The organism is Enterococcus sp. DIV0703 (genome assembly GCF_051711065.1).
Lineage (GTDB): Bacteria > Bacillota > Bacilli > Lactobacillales > Enterococcaceae > Enterococcus_B > Enterococcus_B hirae.
The window spans coordinates 2,330,288-2,348,327 of the sequence record NZ_JBIOLX010000001.1 but is presented as its reverse complement, the minus strand read 5'-3'; the positions used below and the strand labels follow the sequence as shown (position 1 = coordinate 2,348,327).

The 18,040-nt window shown below is 36.7% G+C and carries 16 protein-coding genes; 13 read left to right on the top strand and 3 right to left on the bottom strand.

The window, feature by feature from the left end; all coding sequences use genetic code 11:
• The first annotated feature begins 368 nt into the window (after window positions 1-368).
• Together IGK81_RS10750 and IGK81_RS10745 are read left to right on the top strand one after the other, a co-directional pair.
• On the top strand, window positions 369-1,052 hold the full coding sequence (locus IGK81_RS10750; RefSeq protein WP_034700759.1) for a helix-turn-helix domain-containing protein: 684 nt from the start codon (window positions 369-371) through the stop codon (window positions 1,050-1,052).
• Window positions 1,043-1,951: an IS3 family transposase gene (locus IGK81_RS10745; RefSeq protein WP_197538272.1), complete on the top strand. Its 909-nt coding sequence runs from the start codon at window positions 1,043-1,045 to the stop codon at window positions 1,949-1,951. Before IGK81_RS10750 ends, IGK81_RS10745 begins: the two co-directional genes overlap by 10 nt.
• 309 nt (window positions 1,952-2,260) lie before the next feature.
• Here IGK81_RS10745 and IGK81_RS10740 read toward each other — a convergent pair whose 3' ends face one another.
• Window positions 2,261-4,168, bottom strand: a complete 1,908-nt coding sequence (locus IGK81_RS10740) for a M13 family metallopeptidase (RefSeq protein WP_034700650.1) — start codon at window positions 4,166-4,168, stop codon at window positions 2,261-2,263.
• Between the two features lie 179 nt (window positions 4,169-4,347).
• Here IGK81_RS10740 and IGK81_RS10735 point away from each other — a divergent pair, with 179 nt between their 5' ends.
• The 4 genes from IGK81_RS10735 to IGK81_RS10720 all read left to right on the top strand — a co-directional run bounded on the left by IGK81_RS10735 (window position 4,348) and on the right by IGK81_RS10720 (window position 7,976).
• Window positions 4,348-5,196, top strand: coding sequence for a hypothetical protein (locus IGK81_RS10735; RefSeq protein ID WP_010720819.1), 849 nt, complete (start codon window positions 4,348-4,350; stop codon window positions 5,194-5,196).
• 81 nt (window positions 5,197-5,277) lie between these two features.
• The gene (locus IGK81_RS10730) at window positions 5,278-6,252 is read left to right on the top strand and encodes a ribose-phosphate diphosphokinase (RefSeq protein ID WP_034700648.1); all 975 of its coding nucleotides are present in this window, start codon (window positions 5,278-5,280) and stop codon (window positions 6,250-6,252) included.
• A gap of 176 nt (window positions 6,253-6,428) precedes the next feature.
• Entirely contained in the window at window positions 6,429-7,559 is a 1,131-nt protein-coding gene (locus tag IGK81_RS10725; RefSeq protein WP_034700646.1) for a cysteine desulfurase family protein, read from the top strand.
• 75 nt (window positions 7,560-7,634) lie between these two features.
• A complete protein-coding gene (locus IGK81_RS10720) occupies window positions 7,635-7,976 on the top strand; it encodes a DUF1831 domain-containing protein (protein WP_010720816.1) in 342 nt (113 codons plus the stop codon).
• 124 nt (window positions 7,977-8,100) lie between these two features.
• Here the strand turns inward: IGK81_RS10720 and IGK81_RS10715 are convergent, their stop codons facing one another.
• Window positions 8,101-8,877 (bottom strand): hypothetical protein, encoded by a 777-nt coding sequence (locus IGK81_RS10715; RefSeq protein ID WP_034700645.1) that lies wholly within the window; start codon window positions 8,875-8,877, stop codon window positions 8,101-8,103.
• Window positions 8,878-9,083: 206 nt separating this feature from the next.
• Between IGK81_RS10715 and IGK81_RS10710 the strand changes: the two genes are divergently transcribed.
• Window positions 9,084-9,695 (top strand): metallophosphoesterase, encoded by a 612-nt coding sequence (locus IGK81_RS10710; RefSeq protein WP_034700644.1) that lies wholly within the window; start codon window positions 9,084-9,086, stop codon window positions 9,693-9,695.
• 119 nt (window positions 9,696-9,814) lie between these two features.
• Here the strand turns inward: IGK81_RS10710 and IGK81_RS10705 are convergent, their stop codons facing one another.
• On the bottom strand, window positions 9,815-11,755 hold the full coding sequence (locus tag IGK81_RS10705) for a YiiX/YebB-like N1pC/P60 family cysteine hydrolase (protein ID WP_034700643.1): 1,941 nt from the start codon (window positions 11,753-11,755) through the stop codon (window positions 9,815-9,817).
• A gap of 664 nt (window positions 11,756-12,419) precedes the next feature.
• Here IGK81_RS10705 and IGK81_RS10700 point away from each other — a divergent pair.
• The 6 genes from IGK81_RS10700 to mnmA all read left to right on the top strand — a co-directional run bounded on the left by IGK81_RS10700 (window position 12,420) and on the right by mnmA (window position 17,868).
• Window positions 12,420-13,040 (top strand): hypothetical protein, encoded by a 621-nt coding sequence (locus tag IGK81_RS10700; RefSeq protein WP_034700642.1) that lies wholly within the window; start codon window positions 12,420-12,422, stop codon window positions 13,038-13,040.
• A gap of 230 nt (window positions 13,041-13,270) precedes the next feature.
• Window positions 13,271-14,050, top strand: coding sequence for a hypothetical protein (locus IGK81_RS10695; protein WP_232622383.1), 780 nt, complete (start codon window positions 13,271-13,273; stop codon window positions 14,048-14,050).
• A gap of 98 nt (window positions 14,051-14,148) precedes the next feature.
• The gene (locus tag IGK81_RS10690; protein WP_010720808.1) at window positions 14,149-14,433 is read left to right on the top strand and encodes a hypothetical protein; all 285 of its coding nucleotides are present in this window, start codon (window positions 14,149-14,151) and stop codon (window positions 14,431-14,433) included.
• Window positions 14,434-14,471: 38 nt separating this feature from the next.
• Window positions 14,472-14,735, top strand: coding sequence for a hypothetical protein (locus tag IGK81_RS10685; RefSeq protein WP_051641786.1), 264 nt, complete (start codon window positions 14,472-14,474; stop codon window positions 14,733-14,735).
• Window positions 14,736-14,862: 127 nt separating this feature from the next.
• Window positions 14,863-15,474, top strand: coding sequence for a hypothetical protein (locus tag IGK81_RS10680; protein ID WP_141639402.1), 612 nt, complete (start codon window positions 14,863-14,865; stop codon window positions 15,472-15,474).
• Window positions 15,475-16,746: 1,272 nt separating this feature from the next.
• Window positions 16,747-17,868, top strand: coding sequence for a tRNA 2-thiouridine(34) synthase MnmA (mnmA, locus tag IGK81_RS10675; protein WP_010720804.1), 1,122 nt, complete (start codon window positions 16,747-16,749; stop codon window positions 17,866-17,868).
• The last annotated feature ends 172 nt before the right edge of the window (window positions 17,869-18,040 follow it).

The following is an 18,040-nucleotide window of genomic DNA, read 5'->3' as shown; positions in this document are numbered from 1 at the left end:
AAAGAGTGTTTTGACCTGAGCGCTCACCAAGTAAAAACTGCGACGAGTAATCGCAGGAGCATTAAGGATGGAAATCTCGAAACAGCTTCCCATGTTTTGAGATTTTTTGACTTATCGCCGAAGATCAGCTCTTTGAACACCGTGAATCAGAGGTCGTGAAAACATCGGGTAGCTCTGATGACAATAAGAAAGAATTTTTTGAAACAGCTCCTCATGTTTTGAAAAATTCAGGCTTATTGTTGAGGATTTGCTTCTTGAACGCCGTTTATCCGTTTTTAGAGATACTAGAAAAGACTGAGACAACTTTTGATATGCTCCCCCTATATAGGACACTGAAATATAAAAGTCCTGTATAGGGGGGATTTTGTATGCCGAAAAGAAAGATGAAACTCACTCCAGAAAAACGAGTAGAACTAGTAGAAAGCTATTTGAATGGTGAAGACAGTATGACCAGCCTAGCTCGCACTGCAGGCATTAGTTGGGCTGCTTTAAGTAACTGGGTTATGCTTTATGAGAATGAGGGGCCTACTGGCTTATTAGCAAGACGAAAGAATACACACTATACGATTGAAACAAAGATTCAGGCTGTAAATGATTACCTAAATGGTTTAGGGAGTCTGTCGGAAATTACTAAGAAATACGGACTAAGACAGTCTAAACAACTACGAAATTGGATAAAGATATATAATACTCATGGAAACTTCAAAACAGAAAGCGGTGGAAGTCAAATGAGTCAATCAAGAAAAACAACCTTCAAAGAACGGGTGGAAATTGTCCACTATTGTATTGTGCATGATCATAACTATGGCAAAACGGCTATCAAGTATCAGGTATCGTACCAACAAGTACGTAATTGGGTACTAAAATATAAGGAAATGGGCGAAGCCGGCTTAAAAGATCGTCGAGGACATCGAGCTGGAACAGAACCCAGTCGGACACCAGAAGAAGAAATGCGTGATCGACTGGCTGAACAAGAACGCAAAATTAAACTGTTAGAAATGGAAAATGACCTCTTAAAAAAAGTCAGGGAGTTAGAAAGGAAGTGGGACTAGACCTCATCCGTCATATCTTTGAATACCAAGCAATTAAGGAACTCCATGATCTCAAAAATTATTCGATAAAATTAATGTGTGATTTTTTACACGTCTCCAGATCAGCGTATTACCGTTGGTTAAAGCAACCAAAATCAGCTCAAACTATCTTTAACGAGCACCTGGCAGACCTAATAAGATACATCTATGAAGCAGATAACGACAAGGGGTATCGGAGAATCCGTGACGATTTGGTTCAAAACTTTGGTTTGCACGTCAATGACAAAAGAGTCTTGCGGATTTGTCGTAGTCTTCAAATTAAATCTACCGTCAAACACCAGCCAAGCGGAATTACTAAAGCGTCCAATAATCCTTATCATATTGCCAAGAACTATCTAAATAGAAATTTCCATGCAGATAAACCAAATGAAAAATGGCTAACTGATATCAGTGAATTCAAGTACACTCTAGGAAACCAAGTAAAAAAAATTTATCTTAGTGCCATTCTAGACTTAGCAGATCGGCGTATTGTTTCTTTCGTCATTAGCGATAGAAATGATAATAAGTTGGTTTTTGATACCTTTGACGAAGCAATTCGACTTGAACCTGTGGCTCATCCGCTATTCCATAGCGATCGAGGGTTTCAGTACACCAGTAAAAACATGAGAAATAAAATCAAAAATCAAGGGATGAAACAAAGCATGTCTCGTGTAGCCCATTGTATTGATAATGGGCCAATGGAAGGGTTCTGGGGAACATTGAAACGTGAAAAATACTATCGTCGTAAATTTACAAGACGCGAAGATCTCGTATCGATGATCGAAGATTACATCAACTACTATAACAATGGCCGTTATCAACGATGCTTGAAATCCAAAACGCCATTACAAGTTCACCAACAGCTTTTAATGGCAGCGTAATAATCGTATCTCTTAGATGGGTGAAATGTCCTTTGTTTCGCACATCTGAGGGATACGCCAACCAAGCGCAGCCGAGGTTTAAACAATGAAAAACAAAAGAACTGTTTGCCACAAAATTAGCAAACAGCTCTCTAAAAATTTTATTATATTTCCGTGTCCACTTGACGGGGAGCCAACCATTTTGTCTCAGTCCCTCGTAAAGAGAAAAATAGTGTTCAAACAACCGCTCCTTGAAATAAGTCAATTTTTTTATATGAGAGGTTGTTTCAAAAAATTTTCTTATTGCCATTGGAGCGTTTTTTAACTGTATTACCAGATATGCACTCGTTTTTCAGGTGGAAGATACATCGCGTCTTTTTCAGTGATCGCAAATGTGTCATAAAATTCCATCAAGTTTTGGGGTTGGATATTGGCACGTAATTTAGCAGGGGCATGAACGTCGATTTGTAACAACAATTGTTGGTATTCTTTTTTTGCTTTTGTCCGCCAAATCGTCGCCCAGCTGACGAAAAAGTCTGCTAGTGAGTGATCTGCTTCGGTTTTTGCTGCTTCTAAAGCACAACTTAGACCGCCCGCATCTGCGATATTTTCTGAAACAGTAAGCTTACCATTAACAGTACCATCAGCAAATGATAAGCCATCAAATTCTTCGATCATTGCTTGGGCTTTTTCTTGGAAGTGCGCTAGATCTTCTTCCGTCCACCAGTTATTTAAATTACCATATTCATCGAATAAGGCACCATTATTATCGAAGGCATGAGAGATTTCATGGGCGATGACAGCGCCGATCCCACCGTAGTTTGCTGAACTTGATTGTTCTAAACTGTAAAATGGTGCTTGTAAAATAGCAGCTGGAAAAACAATGACATTTCTGAAAGGATGGTAATAGGCGTTGACTGTATCAGCACTCATTTCCCATTCCGTCCGATCAACAGGTTGATTCCAGCGACCAAAACGTTCTTTCAATTCGATTTTGCTGAAGGCTAAAGCGTTGGAAAGCAAGGTTCCGCCTTCTTCTTGTGTCACTGTTTGGTACTTCGTATATAACGAAGGGATTTGGTCTGGATAGCCGACCTGAACTCCTAGTTTATCTAATTTGATGATCGCTTTTTTTCGAGTAGTATCGCTTAACCAGTTGTTTTTTTCTAAACGATCTTTATAGACAGAGATCATTTTTTCGATCATATGCTCAACATCTTTTTTGGCCGCTTCACCAAAGTATTTTTTGCCATAATAATCGCCAACGACTTGGTCAAATTGACCTGAAGCTAAGTAATAGGCAGCTTTTTTCTGCGGCATGGCTTCATCTGTGCCTGAGAGTGTCCGTGAGAAGATTCCGCTGATTTGTCTAAAGTCTTCTGATAGATAACTACTCAACGAACGAATCGTTCGGACGATCATCCAGCTTTTGATCAATTGAAAATGTTCTGTGGTTAGTAGTTCGCCTAACTGTTCAAAATAAACAGGATCCGTCACGATTACTTTATCCGGTGTGGTACCAATCAATCCCACTGTCAACTTTTCCAGATCCAGTTTATCGGTATAGTGGATGAAGGTGTCAAATGACCGGGGATTGTACATTTTGCTGTAATCCGCTTTTTCTTCCGCACTTTTAACATGAGGCGCAACCAATCGATCAAATTGGATGGCTTGTTCAACGATTGCCTCTGCTTGGCTTTTTTCTTTTCCGGTTAATTCAACGAGTTGGACCATCATATCAAAGAAAACGCCTAATAGTTGCGCACCATTTGGATGTTCTGCAGTATAGTAAGTTTTGTCAGGTAAAAATAATGAAGGGGGATAAGCAAATAATGCGTTTGTTTGTGCATTTTTCATATCCGCATCGACATCTAAGCTAAACGGTAAAGGTAAACTATCCAATGTCCAAGTAGGAAATTGTTGGTTCAAGTCTTCAAAAGATTCGATTTTTTCAATTCGTTCAATTAAAGGAAGCAACGGTTTAGCAGCTAACTGGTTTCTTCGATCATAATCATTAGCTAATTGATAAAAATGAAGAAAGTGACGCATCATATCTGATTGGACTTTATCAGGTTCAGCCAGCATATGATCAATATCTGTCATCAAAAGATCATCGATACCGTCAACTAAGTCCTGGAAACCGCCAGTGGCTGGTTTATCAGCGGGGATCTTGGCTGTTTTTAGCCATTCTTCATTCACAGCTTCAAAAAAGTCTTGCTTTATAAGTTCTTTGTTCATTCGGTTATCGCTCCTTTTTATCTAATGTTCCTATTATCATATAAAAACAGCGAATAAACAAATAGAAAGAGGAAAGAAGCACTTGTTGGGGTCTTGCCGTAGGCACAGCAGAACTAGTCTATCTGATTTGTTTTTCTCCTTATTTCACTTATAATAAAAAAGACGGAGGTGATTCGTTCTTGAAAACTGTATTTGAACAATCAATCGAATGGAATCTAGATGGTATCAAGAAACGGTTAAGCGCTGTGGAACAGTTGGCGATGAAGGATGAAGAAAAGGGTTACGCTTTAATTTTTGAAGATGGTAGTTATGTCATTCTAGATCAAAACAAACAACCAATAGAATACGGTCCTGCGAGCCACTCCTACCCAGATGCAAGAAAAGCTTATCAACTCGTACCGATGACTGAAGCAGAAGTCACCAATATTTCTCGTTGGCTTGCAGATAATCGTGAAAAAGCTTTGATTGCGCCAAAGGAAAACGGACAAGAACTTTTGGATTGTTGGGTGGGATTGCCTGAACAACGGTTTTTAAACTATAAAAATTGGCGGACACCGTCTGGCTATCTTTGTGGGACCTATGCTGCAACTGTCCTTATTGCTTATTACCAAGATTTTCAAAACGAATTGTTTTTCTCTCCAACGTTACGTGAAAAAGGAACGAAAGACCATGCGCAACTAAGTGAAGCATTACGCCAAGCGATCCAGCCGCTAGGACTTCCGACGGTTCCCGGTCAAGTCAGTCATGGTATCACGAAGTTTTTAAAACATACAGGAAATCGAGTGTCTGCTAGAAGTACGATGCTTGGTTCTTGGCAGCGAGCGACTAAACGGATTCGCCAAGGAAAACCTGTGATCTTAGGGGTGTTGAAAGTATTAGGGAGCACCTATGGCAATCATTGGGTCACTGCATATGCATATTATCAATCCTCTTCTGGAGAACGCTTTTACAAAGTTCATGACAACTGGGGCAACACGGATCAATTGATTCCTGCTAGTTGGTGTAATGGAACTGTTTCGCTGCCTTAAAAATTATTTACAGAAATTACCAGAAAAAATGGAAAAAATATGTTAAACTATCGAAGAAGAGAGAACAATAGGGAGGACAACATGAGTAAAAAGTATCAGGATGACACATTGAAAATCTTTAGCTTGAATGGAAATCGACCACTGGCAGAAAAAATTGCCAAGGTGTTTGGAACGGAGCTAGGAAAAAGTGTCGTAAAACAATTTAGTGATGGAGAGATCTCGATCAATATCGAAGAAAGTATTCGTGGGGATCATGTTTATATCGTGCAATCAACCAATCAGCCAGTTAATGATTATTATATGGAATTATTGATCATGATCGATGCGATGAAACGTGCCAGTGCAAAAACAATCAATGTTGTGTTACCTTATTACGGTTATGCCAGACAAGACCGTACAGCAAAACCACATGAACCGATCACAGCTAAATTGATTGCTAATTTGATCCAAGAAGCTGGCGCAACTCGTGTGCTGACATTGGATTTGCATACAGTTCAAGTCCAAGGATTCTTTGATATCCCTGTAGATAACTTATTCACAATGCCATTGTTTGCTCACTATTACCGAGAACTTGGTTTAACAGGTGACGATATTGTTGTCGTTTCACCAAAAAATAGTGGTGTCCAACGTGCAAGAAGTCTTTCTGAATATTTGAATAGTACATTGGCGATCGTGGATCACGCCGATGATGCAGATGAAAATAGTGGATATGTGATTGGCGATGTCCAGGGAAAAACATGTATCATGGTCGATGACATCTTGAATACTGGTGCAACGCTTGCTCGAGCTGCTAATGTTTTGAAAGAAAACGGAGCAAAAGAGGTTTATGCTTGTGCTTCACACGGCTTGTTGTCTATTCCTGCAAAACAAATTTTAGATGATGCACCGATTAAAGATATCTGCATCACTGATTCTGTATTTACTCAAGAAGAACGTCATCCTAACAATTTAACGATTGTTACTTGTTCAGAGTTGATGGGAGAAGCGGTTAAACGAATTCATGAAAATACACCAATGAGTCCATTGTTCCGTCTAGAAGAAAAAGTATTTGATTAATCATTTTTTGTTATGTGATGAAATAAAATTCGTTCGACAATCGTGGTAGCACGAATTGTGGAACGAATTTTTTTCTAAAAGTTGGGAAACTATCCTGGTTTAGTGATTGTTTCTTTGGTAACTTGCTTATTTTATGCTAGAATGTGCCTAGTTCTATTTGGAAGGGATGAAAGAAGTTGGAAAAAATCTATTTGGATCATGCAGCGACGACGCCCATGCATCCCTACGTCATTCAAGAAATGACCACAATGATGCAAGAAACCTTTGGGAATCCTTCGAGTATCCATGGCTTCGGCCGAATTGCCCATGAAAAGTTAGAAACAGCAAGACAACTTATTGCTGATAGTTTACAAGTCAATGATCATGAAATCATTTTTAATAGTGGAGGGACAGAAGGCGATAATACAGCGATCCTTGAAACGGCTTTTTCACGAAAAAAAGACGGGAATCATTTGATCACTACCGCTATCGAACATCCTGCTGTCTTGAATACAATGAAATATCTGGAAACACAAGGCTTTGAAGTCACGTATTTACCAGTAGATGAAAAAGGCAATATTTCACTAACTGACTTTGATGAAGCATTAAGTGATGAAACGATTTTAGTCTCGATCATGTTTGGGAATAATGAAATCGGGAATTTGATGCCAATCAAAGAAATCGGCGAACGGTTGCGGGAACACCCTGCTTATTTTCATACCGATGCGGTTCAAGCTTATGGGAATCAGACGATTCATCCAAGGGAGTTAGGTGTTGATTTACTTAGCATCTCTGCCCATAAAATCAATGGACCAAAAGGCGTAGGATTTTTATATAAAAAAGATGGCATAAATATTCCTTCACTACTTTTAGGTGGAGAACAGGAAGAAAAGCGGCGAGCAGGTACTGAAAATCTCGCAGGTATCTGGGGAATGGCGCAAGCGGTCAAGCTTCTAACCGCTGAAGAACGTGAAGCTCGAAGTGAAAAATATGCTGGATTCCAAGAATTGATTTTGAATACCTTGGAAAAAGAAGGAATTTCTTATCAAGTCAATGGTGATTTAAACAACAAATTACCACATGTGTTAAACCTTCGATTACTTGGTGTTGCGAATGACTTACTTTTGATGAAGTTGGATCTTAATGGGATTGCGATATCTACTGGGTCAGCATGTACAGCTGGTAATATCGAACCTTCGCATGTGCTGGAGGCAATGTATGGGAAAGATACACCAATCCTTAAAGAATCCATACGAATCAGTTTTGGTTACGGTAATACCAAAGAAGAAGTCCAACGTTTTCTTGATGTATTGATCCAATCAATCTAAGTTGGAAAAAACCTAGTAAATGATGCAAGAAACTTTTATAATAAAAGTAGAAATCAATTTACCGAGGTGAAAATCATGGCATTTGAAAAAACAGCCACAGTTTTAGGAGCAAAAACAAGTTATCGTTTACATCCAGATGCAAAACGTTATACATTGAGAGACAATGGGTTTACCGAAACAAATGGCGGCAACTATCAGTTGATCCGTCCGCTAGATGCAACCCCACAAAGCAAAGAAGGGTTTAAACTAAAAATCACTGTTTCAAAGGATATCCAAACACTAAAAATGTCTATTACGACAGCTAACGGATTGAAAGCAGTCAATATTTTTAAAGACGACCGACAAAAAATGAGTCAAGATAAATTTTATTTTTTGATGGATGGTATGATCAGCCGAGGATTATTTGAAAAAGTCTAAGGAAGTCTAACGTATCTATCATTGTTGCCAGTAAAAAAAGCAAAGAGAACAGCTAGTAAAGCTGATTTCTTTGCTTTTTTACTATCTATTGAAACGGGACAATCGCTAGAGAATAACCATTCCTCTATTCTACTTTTGTCCACTCATCTAAGGATTTACCATTTTCATCAATGATTTCTAACCAGCTGTTTGTTCCACCGAAGTAGAGTAACAGACTTGCTTCATTGACGCTTTTGACGATAATATCTTTGATTGTTTTATTTCCTACAATGCTATCTTTATAATCATCACGTAATTTATCCCCATATTTTGCCGCATAACTGACGGAACCGTCTTTATTTAAAGGAGCTTCCGCTAATAGTATAGCCCCCTTTTTGATCAATAGTTCATTTCGACTGATCCAATAAAGTGTTGCCTGACTGTTTCTAAAATTAACGGTAAAAGGGATCTCACTAACTTCCTTTGTCCAACGATGTCTTGCTTTTGCCGGCTTTTTCTTTTGAGGACTGCTTTTTTCTAAAGAGTAACCAAATACTGCCAAGATTTTTGTGATTTCTTCGACTGGTTCCGCTAACTTTTTGACTTGTACTTGAGGGATCGTTTCTTTTGCGGAATCATCGATTTCTACTGTCAATCCCGTTGATTCTGCCTGTTCTTGAAGTAGGTAGCTTAGATGACTGGCTTCAAGATCCCAAGGAAGTTGAACCAATACGATGTGATCCCAACTTTTAGGTGCCACGGTTTGACCGATTGCGATACATTGTTTGTTTTTGAAAAATAGATAAAGTGAATGATCAGGTAGAGCTGGTTTTTCTTTTGTGATAGTCATCTTCCCATGTTCATTTGGTAACGTAATCTCGATTGCTGAAGGAGTCAGAGTAGTATGAAAGCTGATAGGCATAATCAATACCTCCTGTTTTTCCTTAAGTTTACCATGATTTACTTGTGATTACTTTTTTCTAGCATTGTACACAATAGGCAATGGGAACAATGAATAACCGCTTTTTAGTTAAACAGACAATCACTTTTGCTAGAAAAAGAGCTAACATTTGTTTAATTCTTTGATGTTGTTTACCCTAAAAGAAAAGGAAGTAAGAAGGGATCAGTATGAATTTTTTTATTAGTGATATGCACTTTTTTCATAAAAACTTGTTAGGCAAAAATGATTTTGCCCCTCGTTTATTTGCTAGTGTGGAAGAAATGAATCAGCAACTAATAGATAGTTGGAATAAAGTTGTCAAAGAAACCGATCACGTGTATCACTTAGGCGATCTGGCGATGCACCCACAATATGAAAAAGGTGGCCAAGACATACTGGAGTTGGTGCAACAACTCAATGGGACAATCCATTTGATCAAGGGGAACCATGACAGTCGTGCTTTTTTCAGATATTTAGAAAAACATGATCCAGGAAATAAGACCGGTTCAAAAAAATTTTATTTTTATGATGTCGGAACTATCATCAAATTCAATCATCAGCAATACTATTTGACTCATTATCCAATGTTGTTGGGATCAAACGATAGTATCCGTAATCTTCATGGACATATCCATCATTATAGTGTACCGATCGGTAATGATGTGAATGTCGGTGTAGATGCGCCAGAAAGAGAACTGTTGAAAGTGCAACAACCCTTTGGCACCCCATTATCAGAAGATGACATTGAAGAAATTTACGAAGCCAAACAACAAGAATTAGCACGTCTTCAACAAAAATAAGAACGTAAAACATTTCTGCTAGTCTAGAAAAAATAATCCTCTTAAGTTCGCTGTTAAAGCGACCTTAAGAGGATTTTTAATCATATGATGGATAGTGATTTTTTTGTTCAGTCTAGTCCTTATAAAATGCAATAGACATATTGACCATTGTCATTATACCCTTTAGAGACTGTTGCGGTACCTTGATTTAGTTTGCTCACGTCTTGCGCGATATCTTTTGAATAAACGATCAAAGTTTTTTCTGTCGTATGTTGATTCAACCAATCGATCCCGTAATCAACTGTTTGGTTCTTGATGATATTGTTGTAATATTTGCCGTATTTTTCTTTAGCTTCTGCGGTCATATGGTAATCATAATTCAGACCATAGCCATTTCGGTAAGCGACGGCAGTTGAAAAAGAACCATGGAATCGCAGATACGTCGCATAACGATAGGTGCCATTTTCTAGTTTGACTAAGGCGTAAAAATTGTTGTAGAAATAATACCAGCCACCCGCCATTTTATTATGAGAAACATCGGCATTTAAGGGATTAGGGTTGCTCAATTCATAAAGTTCATAGATCGACAAGTTATCCGTATAATCAAACCGTTGTTGAGTAAAAGCCGGTGGCGTATGAATGATTTGATTGACTTGATAACTATGGATCGGATGAGCTTTTTCGGCGATTTTCGTATAACTAGGATTGTAACTTAAGTGATTAAAATCGGTCGTGATATCTGAAGAATAGACGACCTCAAAGGAACATTCGGTATAAACGTTGATCCAATTCATGACGTAGTTCGCCCTGTCTTCTGGAGTGACCATTTTGGGAATCACAGGGATTTTGGGATCTGCATATTTTTGTTCGGCTTCTTTAGTTAACTGGAAGTTGGCAAAAGCATTTAATTGCGCCACCACTTTCCCAAAAACATTACGACCTAAAGTCAATTCCGTGCTCCGGTAAGGTTTATGGGTGTTTTGGTCGATGGCGATGAAGTAATAGTCATTTCTTAGGTTGTGCATGTTAGAAGTTTCACTAAAAGTAAAATCGGCCAGTTCGCTACCAGATACTCCAATTGGTGAACTGATAATATTTTGCAAGTAATATTGATAATCTACAAAGGAAGGGCTGGTTTCTTTCACTTTATCCGAGTGTTTTATTTCATTGGGAGAAACGATATCTGATTCCAGTATATTTTTAGCTTCTAGATCGATTCCTTGAAACCGACTATCATTTTCATCAGTTATTTCATCGATTCGTCCATCAGGTGTAGCATTCATATAAGCAGCCCAGACTAACATAGAGCAATACCAGTCTTCTCTATTCGATGTTCGATCTCGGTTAATTGTATCTAATCCTAAATGATACGGCTTTCCTAGTTGATCACGCATAAATGTAATTGCCGCTTTTTTCTGTAGAGTGGTAGCTTCCGGGACTCGTAAAATCGTTGCTTCAGTATAATCAAATCGTTGATCATCTAATACTCCATAGACCACTCCTCCTGCCTTATCTGGAAGGCCCTTACTTTTATTAGTTGCTTCGATAGTCCGAATATATCGGAAAGTTTCTGCTTTCCCATTAATCATATGGGTTTCTTCATAAATTCCTTCGACAATCATCACATGATGAAGAAAGTAGAGAGTTGGTAGGATTTCAGCCCGATTTTCCTCAAAAATAATGTCCCCTGGTTGCACGGTATTCAATAAATCATAGGTTCCGTAAGTCGGCTTTTCTTCAAAAGTAATATTGTCTAATGAATTGCCGATATTAAAGGACCACAACGGAGCGATTTTTGCTAAACGTTCTGCTTCTGCTGGTAAATATTGGTCGTTGACGGATTGCAGATACTCTTTTAATTGGTCTTCGTCTGACAAGGTATCTTTCAAGGTGGTTTGCTGATAATAATTAGCGGTGAATTCTTCAAAGGTTTGATCGAAGGAAGCGTATTCATTTTTGAAAAAATCATAGTATTCAGTCAGTTGTTCATCAGTTGTGATATCTCCATGGGCATTGGTGACAGGAACAGCAAACAAAAGTGTCCATAAAAAGGTGACAATAAAAAATAATTTAAATTTCACGGGTATTCCTCCTAATTTTTATGATAAAATAATAACATATAAAAAATAATTTAGCATCTATAAACGCTCGTTAGTTATGTTTTTTATTGACGTGAAATACGAGACATAACAGCTAGAATGGAATAAATTAAAATAAGATTGTAAGCGTTGTTATTTTGTTTTTATGATAATGACGGAGTTTTTTTGTTGTTTTTGTAGCTTTTATTTAGGGTTTTATAGAAGGGGGAATAAAAAAGAATATAACCTAGTTAATGCGTATAATGATTATTTGTTATTAAATTTTAGGTTTTATTTAATTTAAGATAACATTTTTTAAATAAAAAAGTTTAACCTTTTTGCTGAATCTAGATTTTGTAATCGATTATTTCTAGAAAAAATGGTAACAGGGTAGTTTTTTTAATAAATTTTTTTTTCACAGATTATGATAATTCTATTTTACTTTGTTCATTAATATAAAAGGAGAAGATGAGAATGAAGGCTTATCTAGTTGGTTTGGTGCTATCCATGGCGGTGTCTCTTAGGTATGTGACAGCGCTTTACATGTATTATCTTGTTCTTAAAACTTTGGTTCCGTTCTTTCTTATCATGGTGTCAGGATTGGTCGGTTTATTTTTTGCTACATTTTTAAAAAATTAGTTAGGAAAATAAAAAAGGAGTGGTACAAATGCTATCGCTAGACAGTAAAACGTGTATAAAGGTTTCAAGAAATTTCTTAATCGGTAGTTTTTTCTTAATGATGTTGATGATTGTTGGTTTGCTTGGTAAAGTTTATGGATTTATTCCGTTAAGTGATCTTCCAGAAGGAAGTCTGATGATTTTCTATTATCTTAGCTGTTTGCTCAGTGGGCTCAGTTTGATTTTTTCTACAGGTGCGCATTCAAAAATTTTAAAACGGACAGCGGCGATTGTCCATTTTAGTAGTGTTTATTGGTTTTCTCTCTTTATTTTTGCTTTTCTTTTCCATCTACTTTTTTTTATCATTCTTTATTTGTTCCTAGCTATCGTTTTACTGACAGCAAGCAAGCAGAAATGGCTAGCAATCACTTTCTTCGGGATACCGATGATTATTTCAATTGGCTTTTTTATCAAGCTCAATTACGAACTAATCCTTTATGGGGGGGAATGGTCATGGGACACCATTGGATACATAGTCATTCTTCATTTATCAGGTTTAAGTGGTCTGATTCTTTCAACGCAACTCGATAAGGGAAAAGCCAAGTGGGTACTTTTGGGTATTAATTATTTATTTGCAACTTATTACCATATCTACATCTTTCTTCATTGAGACGTCTTACATACATATCGATTACTGGAAAGGAAAGTAGCTTGTTAGAATATAAAAAGGTTTTTTGTTAGAAAGGAGTAGTATGGATGTTGTCGCTAACAAGTAAGACCTGTACGAAGTATTCTATGATTTTCTTCGTCTGTAGCATTTTTCTAGGTACATTATTGGTAATGAGGGGCTCTGTTGGGATAATTGTGAAATCTTTTCACAACCTTTCAGAAGTAAGTTTAGTGTTCATCTATTGTCTTTGCTTTTTACTCAGTGGACTTAGTTTGTTGTTTTCTACCGGAGTGTATGCCACCCCTTTAAAAAAATGGACAGCTATCGTTCATTTTGGCTGTCTTTATTGGGTTTTATATATTTTTATCGGTTTTATTGGCATTCAAAGATATGATTTAATTGCCTATTTGCTACTAACAATTTGGCTACTGAAAAAAAAGGATCAGAAACGCGAGGCGATCATTTGTTTGGGATTGCCAATGGCTTTGTCAGTCGGACTTTTTATAGAGATCAATCTAGTGTTCATCTATTATCTTTGTTGTTTACTCAGTGGACTAAGTTTACTTTTTTCTACTGGTGTGCATTTAAAACTTTTAAAAAGATGGGCAGCTTTCATTCATTTTGCTTGTGTTTTTGGAGTCGTATTTATTTTTATCGGCTTTGTTAGTATTGCAAGATTTGATTGGCTTATTGCGCTAATTGCTTATTTGCTACTATCTATCTGGTTACTGAAAACAAAAGATCAGAAACGAGTAGCGATCATTTGTTTAGGATTACCAATGATCTTGTCAGCTGGCTTTTTTATCAGGGTCCACTACAGTTACCTTACCTCTGGGGATTATTTGCGTACGCTTGGATTTTTGATTTTACTAAGTTTGTCTGGGTTGGTTGGTCTTATTCTTGCGGCGAACCTCAAGAACGAGAATAGAAAAGTCAAGTGGGTTCTCTTAGGGATCAATTATTTTTTTGCAACCTATTTCCATATCGTCGTTTGGATTTTTGGTCTATAACTATCAGGTATTTGACAAAGGCAAGTGTTTAGGAGAGATGGGTATTCTTATTAAAAATACTAAAAAATGTGTTTGAAGAATGAAAAGGAGAGAAGAAAATGATCCCATTAAAAAGTAAAACCTGTACCATCATTTCATTTGTTTTGTTAGCGTTATCTTTTAGTGTTGCTTATGTTGGCTATATCCAAACAGATGAGCTTAATTTTCTATTGTTAGTGAGGATTACGTGTTGGTTATTAGGTGGCGCTAGCCTTTTCTTTGCTACCAAGATCAAATCTAATTATCTAAAAATAGTAGTGATCCTTCTAAATTTTATCAGTCTCTATAATTGGCTGTATAGCTGGCTTGATAATTGGTTTGATATTTGGCGAAGATTTAATTGAATCGGTTTGGCATTTTTAAAATTATTGAAGGAGAAAAGATGAAAAAAATAGTTGACCATAAAGGGCTATGTCTTGCTATGATTCTATCGATTAGTTGTTTCCTAACGCTGTACTATATTTATGATTTTTACTTAGATATCGAAGGGTTATTTTTAGAATTATTGATGATTATTCTTGGTATTACAGGAATTTACTTATCAATGAAGATCCGACAGACACGTTGGCGATGGTTCTTATTAGGGATCAATTATTTTTTTTTGCTACCCATTTGCAAATACTTGTCGTTTTCAATACCTTTGTGAAATTTTTTTGGCAATGAGCGTAAAAATAAGAGCAAACGAACTTAAATGAGTAAGAACCAAGCAATGAACGGTGAGAGAAATGTTTCTATTGAAATTAGATCCAGTCTATAAAAAAGGAGCTGTGTGGATGATTTCAAAAAATAGTAAAACCTGTACGATTGTTTCGTTGGGGGTGTTAGGTAGTTGTATCGCTTTAGGTGTTGTGCCATTCGTTATAAAGGAACAAGCAGCGTGGTTGCTCTTATCCTATTATTCTTGTTGCGTGTTGAGTGGAGTCAGCTTGATTTTTTCGAGAGGTAGCCGGTCTAAGTTCTTAAGAGGATTCGTCGTGATTGTCCATTTTCTTTGTGTCCATGGACTTGCCATTTTTATCGTTTTAGGACTTTTTATTTTTGAACCCTCTGGTTGGTTAATAATTATGGTAGGATTGTGCTATTTATTTGTATCAACGATGCTATTTTTTAGTTCACAAAAAAAATGGGGAAAAATGGTTATAGTTAGTTTACCATTGCTATTTTCACTTGCCTGTTTTATTTGGGGGAATTACTTATTAGCTGGACATTTTTCTTGGGAGATAATTGGGGCGTTGATTTTACTGACTTACTTTGGCTTGATTGGACTTATTCTTTCCGCACAACTCGAGGATGGAAAAATTAAGTGGGTATTAGTAGGCATTAGTTACTTCTTTGCTACTTATTTTCACGTGGTTCTTTTGATTAACGAAATTTTTTGGCTATAAGGAATAAGTTAGGAGTGGGGGAAAAGCAAAAAATTAATTGGCTAACAGGTAGTAATTAGTTCTTCACCACCTACTTTAAGCAATTTATTTATTAATAGAAGGCTATATTTTTTAGGAATATCCCTTGGTTTTATTATGCTTATTGTACAAGATACAACGTTGATTTTCTTATGCGATCGATTGTTTCTTGTTGGAGATGTAGTAGAGGGAGCTTGCTTTTTTTGAAAGTATTGCTTCTCAAGGATTAAAAAGATTAGTGATTATACTTAATCTTATTTGTATCTATGGTTGGATTTGGCTTTATTGTCATAGCGGATGAAAGGAGGAAAAAAGTGAATAAAAAATTTTATTTAATATGTCTAGGTTTGTCTATGTTTTGGTCAATTAGTAGCTTAGTATGTGTGCATTTTTATTATGGAGTAAATAGCCCCCAAGGACTGTTTTTAATCATGAGTATGATTATACCTGGAATAATTGGGCTCTACTGCTCCACCAAGGTTAGCCATCAAAAAATAAGAGGGATCTTACTTTTTACCAACTATCTATTTTTTACATATTTCAATTTTATGCAACTTATGGAAATTATAGGTTATTTACTTAACTTTTTACAAAACAAATAAACAAAAAACATCACTTTTATTTCAAAGGAGAAAAAAGATGCCGTCATTAAAATTAAAAAAAGCTACAATGCTAACATCGTTTTTGTTACTTAGTCCGATTGTTTTGACTAGTTTGTACTTCATTCCACGTATCAACAACTATCATTACGTCTTTTTTATATTCGTGATGATGAGTTGTTGGATCATCGGAGGGGTTAACTTGTTTTTATCCACAAAAATTGAATCCAAATTCTTAAAAAGAATCATTATTTTCCTTAACCTAATCTGTATTTTGGGCTGGCTTTTTTTTGGGGGGTGAAAAAAATGATACAAATTGAAAAGAAGAAAAATCATTTTATTTAATGTATCAGGTATATCTTTTAACAAAGATGGTGCTATTAATCCTCAATTATTTGTTTGCTACTTATATTCTTTCCTTACGCTTATTTTCTTCATGTGGATAGTCTTTAACTATGATCAATCGACTGAACAAAAGCAAATGATAAAAAGACGATTCCAATTTTTTTGAAAGTCATTAAAAGGCTCTACTGATACTTTGATAAATAAGGGATGAAATTTTCAAAAATATATCGTATAATGTAAAGCACTGAAAAGTTGCGACCTTCAACTCGTAGATGATTTCAGAAAATCTAATTGAAATGATGGTGATACCATGAAAGACAACAGCAAGACACGTGTTGTCGTTGGGATGAGTGGCGGTGTCGACTCATCTGTAACAGCACTTTTACTAAAGGAACAAGGCTACGACGTCATTGGGATCTTTATGAAAAACTGGGATGACACGGATGAAAATGGTGTATGTACAGCTACGGAAGATTATAAGGATGTAGCGAAAGTTGCTTCACAAATCGGGATTCCTTATTATTCTGTCAATTTTGAAAAAGAATATTGGGATCGTGTATTTGAATATTTCTTAGCTGAATACCGAGCAGGACGGACACCTAATCCAGATGTGATGTGTAATAAAGAAATCAAATTTAAAGCATTTTTAGATTATGCGATGGATCTAGGTGCTGAATACGTAGCGACTGGGCATTATGCGCAAGTAGTGCGTGACGAAAATGGCGTAGCACATATGCTTCGCGGTGTAGATAACAACAAAGATCAAACTTATTTCTTAAGCCAATTGTCACAAGAACAATTAGCGAAAACAATGTTCCCACTAGGTGGTATGGAAAAAACACAAGTACGTGAAATTGCGGAACGTGCAGGTTTAGCAACTGCTAAAAAGAAAGATTCCACTGGGATTTGTTTTATAGGCGAAAAGAATTTTAAACAATTTTTAAGTAATTATTTACCAGCTAAAAAAGGAAATATGGTGACACTTGATGGAGAAGTCAAAGGTCAACATGCTGGATTGATGTATTACACGATCGGTCAAAGACAAGGCCTAGGGATTGGTGGTGGCGGTGCATCACAAGAACCTTGGTTTGTAGTCGGAAAAGATCTTGCAACGAATACGTTATATGTAGGACAAGGATTTCATCATCCTGCCTTATATGCAACAAGCCTTGATGCGAGCGAAATCCATTTTACAACGAATGAACCAATGCCAAAGGAATTTAAATGTACAGCTAAATTCCGCTACCGCCAACAAGATGTGCCGGTAACGGTTCGGTTATTAGAAGGCGATCGTGCCGAAGTGATTTTTGATGAACCTGTACGGGCGATCACACCAGGTCAAGCTGTCGTCTTTTATGATGGAATGGAGTGCCTTGGTGGTGGCTTGATTGATCATGCCTACAACAAAGAAAAAGTCTTGCAATATGTGTAAATCTTGCTTGCGAACAGCTCTTTGAACAACTTTCTTTTGTTAGAAGAACAAGAAAAGAGTTAAGACAAGTTTAGTTCTGAGAAATAAGCCGAAGAATCCGAAAATAGTTTCGCCTATTTTTGGTATTCCTCGGCTTTTTTTGCTAGAGTGTCTTCTGAAATATCAGTAAGAG

Bases quoted from the DNA above. Each gene is read 5' to 3' on its own strand.
- IGK81_RS10750 (WP_034700759.1), top strand. From the start codon at position 369: ATGCCGAAAAGAAAGATGAAACTCACTCCAGAAAAACGAGTAGAACTA.
- IGK81_RS10740 (WP_034700650.1), bottom strand. From the start codon at position 4,168: ATGAACAAAGAACTTATAAAGCAAGACTTTTTTGAAGCTGTGAATGAA.
- IGK81_RS10730 (WP_034700648.1), top strand. From the start codon at position 5,278: ATGAGTAAAAAGTATCAGGATGACACATTGAAAATCTTTAGCTTGAAT.
- IGK81_RS10720 (WP_010720816.1), top strand. From the start codon at position 7,635: ATGGCATTTGAAAAAACAGCCACAGTTTTAGGAGCAAAAACAAGTTAT.
- IGK81_RS10715 (WP_034700645.1), bottom strand. From the start codon at position 8,877: ATGCCTATCAGCTTTCATACTACTCTGACTCCTTCAGCAATCGAGATT.
- IGK81_RS10710 (WP_034700644.1), top strand. From the start codon at position 9,084: ATGAATTTTTTTATTAGTGATATGCACTTTTTTCATAAAAACTTGTTA.
- IGK81_RS10700 (WP_034700642.1), top strand. From the start codon at position 12,420: ATGCTATCGCTAGACAGTAAAACGTGTATAAAGGTTTCAAGAAATTTC.
- IGK81_RS10690 (WP_010720808.1), top strand. From the start codon at position 14,149: ATGATCCCATTAAAAAGTAAAACCTGTACCATCATTTCATTTGTTTTG.
- IGK81_RS10685 (WP_051641786.1), top strand. From the start codon at position 14,472: ATGAAAAAAATAGTTGACCATAAAGGGCTATGTCTTGCTATGATTCTA.
- IGK81_RS10680 (WP_141639402.1), top strand. From the start codon at position 14,863: ATGATTTCAAAAAATAGTAAAACCTGTACGATTGTTTCGTTGGGGGTG.
- mnmA (WP_010720804.1), top strand. From the start codon at position 16,747: ATGAAAGACAACAGCAAGACACGTGTTGTCGTTGGGATGAGTGGCGGT.